Source organism: Microbacterium mcarthurae (assembly GCF_046064585.1).
Lineage (GTDB): Bacteria > Actinomycetota > Actinomycetes > Actinomycetales > Microbacteriaceae > Microbacterium > Microbacterium mcarthurae.
The window spans coordinates 653,276-665,870 of sequence record NZ_JAROCE010000001.1; the positions used below are offsets into that span (position 1 = coordinate 653,276).

General features: G+C 71.3%; 10 protein-coding genes and 2 riboswitches. Of the genes, 6 read left to right on the forward strand and 4 right to left on the reverse strand.

Annotation, left to right across the window (positions count from 1 at the left end; translation table 11 throughout):
* Positions 1–95: 95 nt before the first annotated feature.
* From gcvP to P5G46_RS03235, 4 genes are all read right to left on the reverse strand, one after another.
* Positions 96–2,975 (reverse strand): aminomethyl-transferring glycine dehydrogenase, encoded by a 2,880-nt coding sequence (gene gcvP, locus P5G46_RS03220; protein ID WP_408904963.1) that lies wholly within the window; start codon positions 2,973–2,975, stop codon positions 96–98.
* Entirely contained in the window at positions 2,972–3,346 is a 375-nt protein-coding gene (gcvH, locus tag P5G46_RS03225) for a glycine cleavage system protein GcvH (RefSeq protein ID WP_239273430.1), read from the reverse strand. Before gcvH ends, gcvP begins: the two co-directional genes overlap by 4 nt.
* Positions 3,343–4,530, reverse strand: a complete 1,188-nt coding sequence (locus tag P5G46_RS03230; protein ID WP_375095451.1) for a glycine cleavage system aminomethyltransferase GcvT — start codon at positions 4,528–4,530, stop codon at positions 3,343–3,345. Before P5G46_RS03230 ends, gcvH begins: the two co-directional genes overlap by 4 nt.
* Positions 4,531–4,577: 47 nt before the next feature.
* Positions 4,578–4,686, reverse strand: a riboswitch (glycine riboswitch).
* A riboswitch (glycine riboswitch) is annotated at positions 4,687–4,781 on the reverse strand. It lies immediately after the preceding riboswitch.
* A gap of 63 nt (positions 4,782–4,844) precedes the next feature.
* Entirely contained in the window at positions 4,845–6,020 is a 1,176-nt protein-coding gene (locus P5G46_RS03235; RefSeq protein ID WP_239273417.1) for a MarP family serine protease, read from the reverse strand.
* Positions 6,021–6,127: 107 nt separating this feature from the next.
* Between P5G46_RS03235 and P5G46_RS03240 the strand changes: the two genes are divergently transcribed.
* From P5G46_RS03240 to P5G46_RS03265, 6 genes are read left to right on the forward strand one after another with little or no spacing between them, the layout of a single operon-like run.
* Positions 6,128–6,853 carry an NUDIX hydrolase gene (locus P5G46_RS03240; RefSeq protein ID WP_375095450.1) on the forward strand — a complete coding sequence of 242 codons (726 nt, stop codon included), beginning with the start codon at positions 6,128–6,130 and terminating at the stop codon, positions 6,851–6,853.
* Between the two features lie 11 nt (positions 6,854–6,864).
* Positions 6,865–8,196, forward strand: coding sequence for a quinolinate synthase NadA (gene nadA / locus P5G46_RS03245; RefSeq protein WP_375095449.1), 1,332 nt, complete (start codon positions 6,865–6,867; stop codon positions 8,194–8,196).
* The gene (gene nadB, locus P5G46_RS03250; RefSeq protein WP_375095448.1) at positions 8,193–9,713 is read left to right on the forward strand and encodes an L-aspartate oxidase; all 1,521 of its coding nucleotides are present in this window, start codon (positions 8,193–8,195) and stop codon (positions 9,711–9,713) included. Before nadA ends, nadB begins: the two co-directional genes overlap by 4 nt.
* Positions 9,707–10,564 (forward strand): carboxylating nicotinate-nucleotide diphosphorylase, encoded by an 858-nt coding sequence (gene nadC, locus P5G46_RS03255; RefSeq protein ID WP_375095447.1) that lies wholly within the window; start codon positions 9,707–9,709, stop codon positions 10,562–10,564. Before nadB ends, nadC begins: the two co-directional genes overlap by 7 nt.
* Positions 10,561–11,700: a cysteine desulfurase family protein gene (locus tag P5G46_RS03260; protein ID WP_308192635.1), complete on the forward strand. Its 1,140-nt coding sequence runs from the start codon at positions 10,561–10,563 to the stop codon at positions 11,698–11,700. Before nadC ends, P5G46_RS03260 begins: the two co-directional genes overlap by 4 nt.
* A complete protein-coding gene (locus P5G46_RS03265; RefSeq protein WP_239273334.1) occupies positions 11,697–12,593 on the forward strand; it encodes a glycosyltransferase family 2 protein in 897 nt (298 codons plus the stop codon). The genes P5G46_RS03260 and P5G46_RS03265 overlap by 4 nt, the downstream gene beginning before the upstream one ends.
* Positions 12,594–12,595: the final 2 nt, after the last annotated feature.

Here is a 12,595-nt window from a genome sequence, read left to right on the forward strand (position 1 = left end):
ATATCCCCCGCGCATACTGCGCAGGGGATGTCAGCGGGACGCGGTCTCGCGCAAACGTGCCCGGACCCGGGCACCGACGCGGCACGAGGTCCGGGTCAGGCGAAGGCCTCCGGTGGCGGGCAGGAGCACACCAGATTGCGGTCGCCGTAGGCCTGGTCGATACGGCGCACGGGCGGCCAGTACTTCCCGCGCACCAGAGAGCGCTGCGGGTACACCGCGGTCTCCCGGGAGTACGGGTGCGTCCAGTCGTTCGCGACCGCGGTCTCCGCGGTGTGCGGGGCGTTCACGAGCGGGTTGTCGTCGGCCGGCCACTCCCCCGCCGCCACCGCGAGCGCCTCGTTCTTGATCGCGATCATGGCATCCACGAACCGGTCGAGTTCCGCGAGGTCCTCGCTCTCAGTGGGCTCCACCATGAGGGTGCCCGCCACCGGGAACGACATGGTGGGTGCATGGAAGCCGTAATCGATGAGCCGCTTGGCGACGTCGTCGACCGTGATCCCGGTCTGCTCCTTGAGCGGACGCAGGTCGAGGATGCACTCGTGCGCGACGAGTCCCCCCTCCCCGGCGTACAGCACCGGGTAGTGCGCGCGCAGGCGCGCGGCGATGTAGTTCGCCGACAGCACGGCGGCCGCGGTTGCCTGGCGCAGCCCTTCCGCACCCATCATGCGCACGTACGCCCACGAGATGGGCAGGATGCCGGCCGACCCGTGCGGCGCGGCCGACACCGGTCCACCGTCGAACACGCCGCCGGCGTGATCGGCGCGCTGCGAGAACGGGTGCGACGGCAGATACGGCGCGAGATGCGCCTTCGCCGCCACGGGACCGACGCCGGGACCGCCACCGCCGTGCGGGATCGCGAACGTCTTGTGGAGGTTGAGGTGCGACACGTCGCCCCCCAGGTCGCCGAAACGGGCGAAGCCCAGCAGCGCGTTGAGGTTCGCGCCATCGACGTACACCTGGCCACCGGCGTCGTGCACGGCCTGCGTGATCTCGAGCACGTCGTGCTCGTACACCCCGTGCGTCGACGGGTACGTGATCATGAGGGCGGCCAGGGCGTCGGCGTGCTGCGCGATCTTTGCGCGCAGGTCGTCCAGATCGACGTTTCCGGCCTCGTCGCACGCGACGACGACCACGCGCATCCCCGCGAGGATTGCGGAGGCCGCGTTGGTGCCGTGCGCCGACGAGGGGATGAGACAGACGGTGCGCTCCGTGTCACCGTTCGCACGGTGGTAGCCGCGGATCGCGAGGAGACCCGCGAGCTCGCCCTGCGATCCCGCGTTGGGCTGCAACGAGACCGCGTCGTAGCCGGTGACCTCGGCGAGCCAGCGTTCGAGCTGCTCGATCATCGCCAGGTAGCCGTGCACGTCGGCCTCGGGCGCGAACGGGTGCACCCGCGAGAACTCCGGCCACGACACGGCGGCCATCTCGGTCGCGGCGTTCAGCTTCATGGTGCACGAGCCGAGCGGGATCATGCCCCGGTCGAGCGCGTAGTCACGGTCGGCGAGCAACTTGAGGTAGCGCATCATCGCCGTCTCGCTGCGGTGCGCGTGGAACACGGGATGCGTGAGGTAGGCGTCCTCGCGGTGCAGTCGCTCCGGCACGGCGCGCAGCGCCTCGCCTTCCGGCAGTTCAGCCGCCGGCAGCCCGAAGGATGCCACGATCGCGGCGACATCGGCATCCGTCGTCGTCTCGTCGACCGAGACGCCCACCGTGGCGTCGTCGACCCACAGCAGCTGATAGCCCCGCTCCCGCGCGCGATCGACGACGTCCTGTGCCCGGCCGGGCACGCGCACGCGGACGGTGTCGAAGAACGCGTCCGCGGCGAGGTGCAGGTCGTACGCGACGAGAGCAGATGCCAGGGCGTCGGCGGTCCGAGCGACGCGGGTCGCGATCGCCCGCAGCCCGTCGGGTCCGTGGTAGACGGCGTACATCGCGGCCATCACGGCGAGCAGAACCTGCGCGGTGCAGATGTTGGACGTGGCCTTCTCGCGGCGGATGTGCTGCTCTCGTGTCTGCAGGGAGAGACGGTAGGCGGGGTTTCCCACGGCATCCACCGACACTCCGACGAGGCGCCCCGGCAGCTGGCGCTCGAGACCTCCGCGCACGGCCATGTATCCGGCGTGCGGCCCGCCGAAGCCCAAAGGTACGCCGAAGCGCTGGGTCGTGCCCACGGCCACGTCGGCGCCGAGGGCACCCGGCGAGCGCAACAGCGTGAGCGCCAAGAGGTCGGCCGCGGCGACGACCAGTCCGCCGTGGGCGTGCACGGCCGTGGCGACATCCGAGAAGTCCCAGACGCGCCCCGTCGCCCCGGGGTACTGCACGAAGGCGCCGAAGCACTCGGGCACCTCTCCCTCGAAAGTGGTCTCGACGATCCGGATACCGACGGCGGCGGCGCGGTGGACGAGCAGCGCTTTGGTCTGCGGGAGCGCGTCGGCGTCGACGAGGAAGACGTCGGTCTTGGCCCTGGAGGCGCGGCGCGCGACAAGCATGCCCTCGACGACCGCCGTGGACTCGTCGAGCATCGAGGCGTTGGCGGTCGCGAGTCCCGTGAGGTCGGTGACCATCGTCTGGAAGTTGATCAGCGCTTCGAGCCGCCCCTGGGAGATCTCGGGCTGATACGGCGTGTACGCGGTGTACCAGGAGGGGTTCTCGAGGACGTTGCGTTGGATCACCGACGGCGTGAACGTGTCGTAGTAGCCCAGACCGATCATGGGTCGCGCCGACCGGTTCGCGGAGGCGAGCTCGCGCAGTTCCGCGAGCGCCTCGGCCTCGGTGGCGGCGGGCGGCAGATCGCTGGTCGCGCGGGGACGGACGTGGATGGATGCCGGAACGGCGGTCTCGACAAGGTGCTCGACGCTGTCGTAGCCGACGACCTCGAGCATGCGGGCGCGGTCCGAGGCGCCGATGCCGATGTGGCGGTCGGCGAAGGCGGCGGGCGCCGTGGCATCCGTTCGGGGGGCCGTGCTCAGGCTCATGCGGTGAGGTCCTCGTACGCGGCGCGGTCGAGGAGGTCGCCGGGAAGGTCGCCGCCGAGGCGGATCTTCACGAGCCAGCCTTCGCCGAACGGGTCGGCGTTGACGAGCGAGGGGTCGTCGACGACGGCGTCATTGACCTCGACGACGGTGCCGTCGAGCGGGGCGTAAAGCTCACCGACCGACTTGGTGGATTCGATCTCGCCGCAGACGTCTCCCGCGGTGACCGCGGAGTCTGCGGCGGGAAGGTCGACGAACACGACGTCGCCGAGCTTCTCGGCCGCGAAGTCGGTGATCCCCACGGTGGCCACGTCGCCGTCGACGGCGATCCACTCGTGCTCGGAGGTGTAGCTGAGGGCGTTCAGGTCGGTCATGCGTTCCTCCGGTAGAAGGGAAGGGCGGTGACGGTCGCGGGAATGCGCGTGCCGCGTACGTCGATGGTCAGGGTGGTGCCGGGCTCGGCCGCAGCCGGGGAGACATAGGCCATCGCCACGGGATGGCCGAGGGTGGGGCTGAGGGCGCCGCTGGTGATCTCGCCGACGACCTCGTCGCCGCGCAGCACCGCGTAGCCGGCGCGGCCCGCGCGCTTGCCTTCGGAGGCGAGCCCCACGAGAACGGGGGCGTCGGCGGGACCCGACGACAGCCCGTCCTTGCCGACGAACGCCGGTTTGTCGACGGCGACGACACGACCGAGACCGGCCTGCGCCGGGGTGATGTCGCGCGAGAGCTCGTGTCCGTAGAGCGGCATGCCGGCTTCCAGCCGCAGCGTGTCGCGAGCCGCGAGCCCGCACGGCACGAGACCCTCATCCGCACCGCGGACGAGCAGGGCGTCCCACAGGGCGCCGGCCTTCTCGAGCGGCACGAGCAGCTCATACCCGTCTTCGCCGGTGTACCCGGTCCGCGCGACGAACAGCGATGCGCCTTCGAAGGTGCCCTCGGTCCACGCGTAGTACCCGAGCTCGTCGAGGGGCGTGGCGAGGATCTCGACGCCGGGGGTCGTCGACAGGATGCCACGCGCCCGCGGCCCCTGCAGGGCGATGAGGGCCATCTGGTCGGTGACGTCCTCGACGTGCGGGAGGCTCCCGCCGAGCACCACGGCATCGTCGCCGTCGTCGGGGCGCCCATCGAGGAAGGCCTGCGTGATGGGCCAGGTCTCGCGCGCCCGGTCGAACGCGGCGGCGACGGCCTCGCGGTTGCCGGCGTTGGCCACCACGAGGAAGTACTGCTCTCCCGTGCGGTAGACGATGACGTCGTCGACGATCCCGCCGCTGTCGGCCAGCACGAGCGAGTACTTCGCCTTGCCGATCTTCATCGCGGAGACGCGGCCGGCAAGCACGTAGTCGAGGAAGTCGGCCGCCCGCCCGTCGTGCACCCAGAACTCGGCCATGTGGGAGATGTCGAACAGACCGGCCGCCTCGCGCACCGCGCGATGCTCCGCGAGATCGCTGGAGTAGCGCACGGGCATGTTCCAACCACCGAAGTCGGTGAACGAGGCGCCCAGGGCCTCGTGTCGATCGTGCAAGGGCGACGAGCGCGGTGGAGCGGGGGTAGCGGTCATGAGTTCTGCCGTTCGCGAGGACGGACAGACGCCGGACGGCGCCTGAGAACTCCCCCTCTGTCATGGACCTGAGAGTTTCACCCGGGCGTCGGAAGACGCGGGCTTTCACCGTCGGCGGACCCGGCCATTGGCATCCGGGTCTCTTTCCAGAGTGGCCCGATCGAGGCGGTACGCGTACCTGAGAGATTGGCGGGGAGGCTTGCTCCTTCGGTGCCCGGCTGCGTTCGCCGGAGCTCTCCCGCATCGATCATGGGGCCGGTGTGGACTTGTGGCGCCAGCATAACCGAGGCGACGCGCCCGCACAGCCCAGGGCGTCAGCGCGGCGTGCAGCTCCCGGATGCCACGGGGGCCGACAGCGACCCCAGTTGGGCCAGTACGGGGTCGAGTTCGGCGGGCGTCATCGCGTAGCCCACCTCGTCGTCGGTCTCGGAACGGGCGAACACCACTCCGGCGACCTCGCCCGCCGGGGTCAGCAGGGGGCCGCCCGAATTGCCCGGGCGCACGACGGCGCCGAGCGCGTAGATGTCGCGCGGGGCCGACTGATCCCCGTAGATGTCCGGCACCGGCACGGTACCGGTGGAGAGGACCTGCGCGTTTCCCGACGTGAACGGGCCGCCGTAGGGATAGCCCTGCACGACGGCGGCGGACCCGACGGACAGCGCGGGCACGACCGGGAGGGCAGCGGCATCCAACCCGTCGACGGCGATGACGGCGAGGTCGTCGACCGGGTCGAAGTACACGACGCGGCCCTCGATGGCTTCCCGTCCCGGCAGCTCGACGAGCGGGGCGTCCACACCGGCGACGACGTGGGCGTTGGTGACGACACGATCGTCCGCGACGACGAATCCGGAGCCGCTCGCCGTCACTCCGCACGCGTACGCCGTGCCCGTGATGCGCGCGACCGACTGGGCGGCACGGGTGAGCGCGGGGTCGTCGAGCGCGATGTCGGGCGCGCTGGGCACCGGACCGATCTGGATGAGTTGGCCGAGGCGGGGGATCCCGTCGGCGAAGACCGTTCCCCGCAGCTCGGCGAGTGCGGCGCGGACGGGGTCGGGAGTGACCCGGTCGATCGTGCGGACGACGTTCGACGACGCCAGGGCGGCCGACACGATCGGTACGCCGGCGGTGGTGAGGGTACCGGCGAAGAACGACAGGGCCAGCGCCGCCGCGGCCAGGTTGACGACACCGCCCAACAGGCGCTCGGGCACGCGCAGCTTGATGCGGTCGACGCCGCTGCGCAGGACGTTGCCCACGGCGGTCCCGAGGGCCGCGCCGAGCATCAGCAGAAGCACGCCCGCCGCGACGATGGCCGCACCGCGCCACAGGGGGTCGGTGACCCACTGCCCGACGTAAGGGATGAGCCAGTACGCGGCGATCCCGCCCAGCGCGAGTCCCGCGAAGAAGCCGATCGTGGCGAGGAATCCGCGGGCGATGCCCACGATGAGCGCGAGTGCGAGCAGCACGATCAGCACGATGTCGACGAGCGGCATCCCTACCTCCTGGGTCTCGCCTCAGGGTACGGGGAGCCGCTGAGAGAGTGCCGTTTTGCCCTTCGGGTCACTTTGACACTAAGATCGATCCCGGAGATATGGTCAGTATGACACGAACCCCCGGACCCGAATTCCGTGACGCGGACGTGCGCGTCGCGGTGTCGACCGTGATCTTCAGCGTTCGACGGGACGTCGACGATGACCCCGTGCTGTCGCTCCCCCTCGTCCGTCGCACGCGCGATCCGTTCGGGGGGCGGTGGGCGCTTCCCGGCGGATGGCTCGACCCGTCCGAGAGTCTCGACGCCGCGGCATCCCGCACGCTGGAAGAGACGACGGGTCTCACGCCCAGCTACCTCGAGCAGCTGTACGCGTTCGGCGCCGTCGACCGCTCCCCCACCCGGGTCGTCTCGATCGTGTACTGGGCGCTGCTGCGCTCCGACGAGGTCGACGCCCAGGTCGCAGCCCACGCCCGCCACGACGACGCGCCCGAGAACGTCGAGTGGTTCGACGCGACGAACCTGCCCGCCCTCGCGTTCGACCACAACGACATCGTCGAGTACACGCTGTGGCGTCTGCGCAACAAGGTCGGCTACAGCCGCATCGCACACGGCCTGCTGCCCGACGAGTTCACGCTCGCGGACCTGCGCGAAGTCACCGAGACGATCCTCGGCCGCCGCCTCGACCCGGCCAACTTCCGCCGCCAGATCGACACCTCCGACACCGTCATCCCGACCGAGCGCTTCCGCACCGGAAGCCATCGCCCTGCCCGCCTGTACCGCTACAACCGTGACGTGGAGCTCGCCGATCGCGGCCCGCTCACGTCCCGTCACTGATCGGACCGCCCATGAGCACGACACCCCTCACCCTGCAGCCCCGTCCGGCCATCGACCCGTCCGTCGACCACGTCATCCAGGCCATCGTTTCGGGCGCCTCGACCGAGGCCACGTGCACGACCGACCTCGCCGTCGGCCCCTGGGACTTCGACGCGCGTCCCGGCTATGGCCCGGGTTCGTCGATGGGCGACGTCATCCCCACCGGCGCCCCGCGCCAGGGCGAGCTGCCGATCGCCTACCGCGAGGCCTCGGACGACGAGCTCGACGCCCGCATCCGCGCGGCGAAGCAGACGCTGGGCGACCGGGTCGTCGTGCTGGGCCACTTCTATCAGCGCGAGGAGGTCGTGCGCCACGCCGACTACGTGGGCGACTCGTTCCAGCTCGCCAACGCCGCCAAGGCGCACCCCGAAGCCGAGGCGATCGTGTTCTGCGGCGTGCACTTCATGGCCGAGACCGCCGATCTCCTCTCGCAGCCCGAGCAGGCGGTGATCCTGCCGAACCTCGCCGCGGGATGCTCGATGGCGGACATGGCCGACATCGACCAGGTCGAGGAGTGCTGGGAGCAGCTCGCCGACGTGCTCGGCGACCTCGAGACACCGGATGCCGAGGGCCTGTTGCCCGTGATCCCGGTCACGTACATGAACTCCAGCGCGGCCATCAAGGGCTTCGTCGGCCGTCACGGCGGCATCGTCTGCACGTCGTCGAACGCTCGCACCGTCCTGGAGTGGGCGTTCGCGCGGGGCCGGCGCGTGCTGTTCTTCCCCGACCAGCACCTGGGCCGCAACACCGCCAAGGCGATGGGCGTGCCGTTGGATCGGATGCCGATGTGGAACCCCCGCCGTCCCCTCGGCGGGTCCACGGCCGAGGAGGTGGAGGACAGCCAGGTCATCCTCTGGCACGGCTTCTGCTCGGTGCACCGCCGCTTCACGGCGGCCCAGATCGACAAAGCCCGCGCCGAGCACCCGGGCGTGCGCGTCATCGTGCACCCCGAGTGCCCCATGGAGGTGGTGGATGCCGCCGACGAGGCGGGCTCGACCGACATCATCCGGAAGGCCATCGCCGCCGCCGAAGAACCGACGACCTTCGCGATCGGAACCGAGATCAACCTCGTCCAGCGCCTGGCCGCGCAGTACCCGCAGCACGAGATCTTCTGCCTGGATCCCGTCGTCTGCCCGTGCTCGACGATGTATCGCATCCACCCCGGATACCTCGCGTGGGTGCTCGAATCCCTGGTCGCCGGCGACGTCGTCAACCGCATCACCGTTCCGGCCGACGTCGCCGAACCCGCCACCGTCGCCCTCGAGCGCATGCTGGCGGCCAAGCCGAACGGGGCCGTGAAATGACCGACGTGGTCGTGGTCGGCAGCGGCATCGCCGGTCTCACCGCGGCCCTCCACGCGGCCGAGGCGGGATGCCGCGTCACGGTGGTCACCAAGGGCGCCCTGGCCGACACCAATACGCGCTGGGCTCAAGGCGGAATCGCCGCCGTCACCGCGACCGACGACACACTCGCATCGCACGCAGCCGACACCCTCACCGCGGGCGTCGGGCTCAACGACGCCGATGCCGTCCGCACGCTCGTGACGGAGGGCCCCGCGCGGATCGCCGAGCTCGTCCGGCGAGGCGTCGCATTCGACCGCGCCGACGACGGCGACTTCGCGCGCGGCCTCGAAGCGGCACACGCCCGCCCCCGGGTGCTGCACGCCGGTGGAGACGCGACGGGTGCCGCGATCCAGTCCGCGCTGGGCGCCGCCGTGCGCGCAAGCGCGATCGAGGTGCTTGAGCACACCATGCTGTGCGAGCTCGTCCGAGAAGGCGGTCGCATCATCGCCGTCGACGTGGACACCGCGGGCGTCGCCCGGCGCCTGCCCGCCGACGCGGTGATCCTCGCCACGGGCGGAGCCGGGCAGCTCTACTCCCACACGACCAATCCCCGCTCGGCCACCGGCGACGGCATCGCGGCGGCGCTGCGGGTGGGAGCCGCCGTCGCCGACCTCGAGTTCGTCCAGTTCCATCCCACCGCTCTCGCCGCGGGCGAACCGTTCCTCGTGTCCGAGGCGGTGCGCGGCGACGGCGCGATCCTCGTCGACGACACCGGACGCCGCTTCGCCTTCGACGCGCACCCCGACGGTGAGCTCGCACCTCGCGATGTGGTCGCTCGCGCCAGCGCGCGGGCGATGGCTGCGCAGGGTGGCCGACCGGTACACCTGGATGCCACGGCCCTGGGCCGCGACCACCTCGCCCGTCGATTCCCCACCATCGACGCGGCCGTGCGCGCGCGCGGCCTGGACTGGGCCCGCGAACCGATCCCCGTCACCCCCGCGGCGCACTACCTGATGGGGGGCGTCGTCACCGACCTCGACGGGCGGACGACGGTTCCGGGACTGTACGCGGTGGGCGAGACGGCACGGACGGGTGTGCACGGCGCCAACCGTCTGGCATCCAACTCGCTCCTCGAAGGCGCGGTGTTCGGCGCGCGCGCGGGAGACGCCGCAGCCACCGACGCGCCGTGGCCCGACGTCGCCGCACCCGCAGCGATCCCGTTGGCCGACGTCGAGGCGTCCCCGGACGCGGCACCGTTCACGCGCGCGGCGCTGCAAGACCTGATGTGGCAGAACGCGGGTCTCGTCCGCGACGAAGCCGGCCTGCGCCGCGCCGCCGGCGTGCTCGCCGCCTGGGCCTCGGCCGCGACCCCTCCTTCGCTCGAGGACGCCGGGCTGCTGGTCCTCGCCCGCCACATCGTCGCCGCCGCTCTGGCCCGCACCGATTCGATCGGCGCGCACTTCCGTGCCGACGCGGGCACCGTCTCCCGCGCCGACGCGCCATCCGCCCTCGCCGCCCAGGAGGCCCTCGCATGCTGACCCGAACCGTCATCGAGCGTGTCGTCGCCGCCGCTCTCGACGAGGACGCGCCGTGGGGTGATCTGACCAGCGAGGCACTGATCCCGGCGGACGCGACGGCTCGGGCCGAACTCGTCGCGCGCGAGATCGGGGTCTTCAGCGGGTCGGAGGTGTTCCGCGCGGCCTTCACCCTCACCGACCCCTCGATCGAGGTCGAGGTCCGGGTGGCCGACGGCACCGAGTTCGTGCCGGGCCAGGTGCTCGCTGTCGTGTCGGGCCCCGCGCGCGCCGTGCTCACCGCCGAACGGATCGGCCTGAACTTCGTTCAACGCATGTCGGGGATCGCGACCCTGACGAACCGTTACGTCGCCGCCGTCGCCCACACGGGGGCGCGCATCGTCGACACCCGGAAGACCACACCGGGGCTGAGAGCCATCGAACGCCAGGCGGTTCGCGACGGCGGGGGCCACAACCATCGGTTCTCCCTCTCGGATGCCGTGATGGCCAAGGACAACCATCTCGCCGTCCTCGCCGCGAGCGGTCTGCCGCTCACCCAGGCGCTGCAGAGCGCGATGGCACGGCTTCCGCACACCACCCACGTCGAAGTCGAGGTCGACCGCCTCGACCAGATCGACGCGGTGCTCGCGGCCGGCGTCGACACGATCATGCTCGACAACTTCACCCTCGACGATCTGCGGGCAGGGGTCGAGAAGATCGCCGGGAGCGCCATCGTCGAGGCATCCGGCGGGGTCACGCTCGACACCGTGCGGGAGATCGCCGAGACCGGAGTCGACGTGATCTCGGTCGGCGCACTGACCCACTCCGCTCCCGCACTCGACCTGGGTCTCGACATCCGCATCCGCACGACGTGAACCTGTACCTCGACAACGCCGCCACGACCCCGGTGCGTCCCGAGGTCGTCGAGGCGATGGCGCCCTACCTCACCCGCTGGTTCGGGAACCCCTCCAGTCGCCATGAGGTCGGCGAGATCGCGGCGACCGCGCTCGACGACGCCCGCGCGCGGGTCGCGGCGATCCTGGGCATGCGGCCGGGCGACATCGTGTTCACGTCGGGCGGCACCGAGTCGAACAACACCGCGATCAAGGGGCTCGTGCTGGGCGCGCTGCCCCTGGGGCGACGACACCTCGTCACGACCGCGATCGAGCACGAGTCCGTCCTCGCGTCGGCGGACTACTTGGCCCGTCTTCACGGTGTCGACGTGACCCACGCACCGGTCGACGAGACAGGGGCCCTCGCACCCGACGACCTCGCGGCCGTTCTGCGGCCGGACACCGCACTGGTCACCATCGGGTACGCCAACAACGAAGTGGGGACGGTGCAGGATGCCGCCGCCCTCGCCGCGGTCGCCCACGAGCAGAAGGTCCCGCTGCACCTCGACGCGGTCCAGGCCGCCGGCTGGCTTCCGCTCGCCGGACTCGGCGCCGACGCCCTCACCATCGCGGGGCACAAGATCGGCGCCCCGAAGGGCACCGGCATCCTCGCCGTCCGCGGGCGTCTGCCGCTCGAACCGTTGCTGCACGGTGGGGGCCAGGAACGCGGGCGCCGCTCGGGCACACCGGACGTCGCCGGCGCCGTCGCGATCGCCACGGCGCTCGCGCTCGCCGAGTCCGAACGCGTCGCCGAGGCCGGGCGCATCAGCGCGCTCCGCGATGCCTTCATCGCGGGCGTTCTCGCCGCCGTCCCCGGCGCGCGCCTGACCGGCCATCCCACGCGCCGGCTCCCGGGTACGGCGAGTTTCGTGTTCCCGGGCGTCAACGGCGAAACGGTCCTGCTCGAGCTCGAGCGACGCGGAATCGTTTCGTCGAGCGGATCCGCGTGCGCCGCGGGCAGCGACGAAGCGTCTCATGTCCTGCTGGCCCTCGGCATGGAGGCCGACGACGCGCGCACCGCCGTGCGCTTTACCCTTCCGCACGGGCTGACGCAGAATCTCGACGCCGTGGCAACCGCCGTCGGCGAGGCGGTGGCGGCCGTAGGATCACGCGGGTGAGTTCCCCCGCGATCACCGTGATCGTCCCCGGCCGCGACGTCGCCGAATTCGCCGGCGAAGCGCTCCGCTCCCTCCAGGATCAATCGCTCGACCGCTGGCGGGCGATCCTCGTCGACGACGGTTCCACGGACGACACCCGGCGGCTGTTCGCCGACGCGGCATCTTCGGACCCACGCTTCCAGCTGGTCGAGCATCCCGCGCCCCGCGGCCTCGGCGCCGCCCGTAACAGTGGCCTCGCCCGCGTCGACACCGACTACACCGCCTTCCTCGATGCCGACGACCGCCTGCGGCCCGGCGCTCTCGAGCGGCTGCACGCGACCCTCGAGACATCCGGCAGCGACTTCGTCGTCGGTGCATACGTGCGCCTGCGACCGGATGCCGAGGGCCCGGGCTACACGCCCGGGGCGGTGCAGCCGTGGGTCAGCGCCGCGACCGATCCTGCCCGCACCGCCACGACCCTCGCGCAGCACCCCGCGGCATCCGGGAACATCGTCGCCTGGTCGAAGCTCAGCCGGACCTCGTTCTGGCACTCCCACGGATTGCGCTTCCCCGAGGGTCGCTACTACGAAGACCAAGTGGTCGCCCAGCGCATGTACACCCTCGCGCGCGCTTTCGACGTCGTGCCCGACGTCGTCGTCGACTGGCGCGAACGCCGCGACCGCAGCTCCATCACGCAGCGACTGAGCGAGGTCGAGGTCCTGCACGACTATCTCGAGGCGCTGGGCGAGGGCATCGCCGTTCTGCGCGCAGCCGGAGCTGACGACGCCGTCGCTGAACGCGGACGGCTCATCCGCGCGCTCGACCTGCCCCCGCTGATCCGTATCGCCCAGACGCATCCCGATCCGTCGTACCGCATCGCACTGGAGGCGTTCCTCGAGACGCTGCCGGAATGACG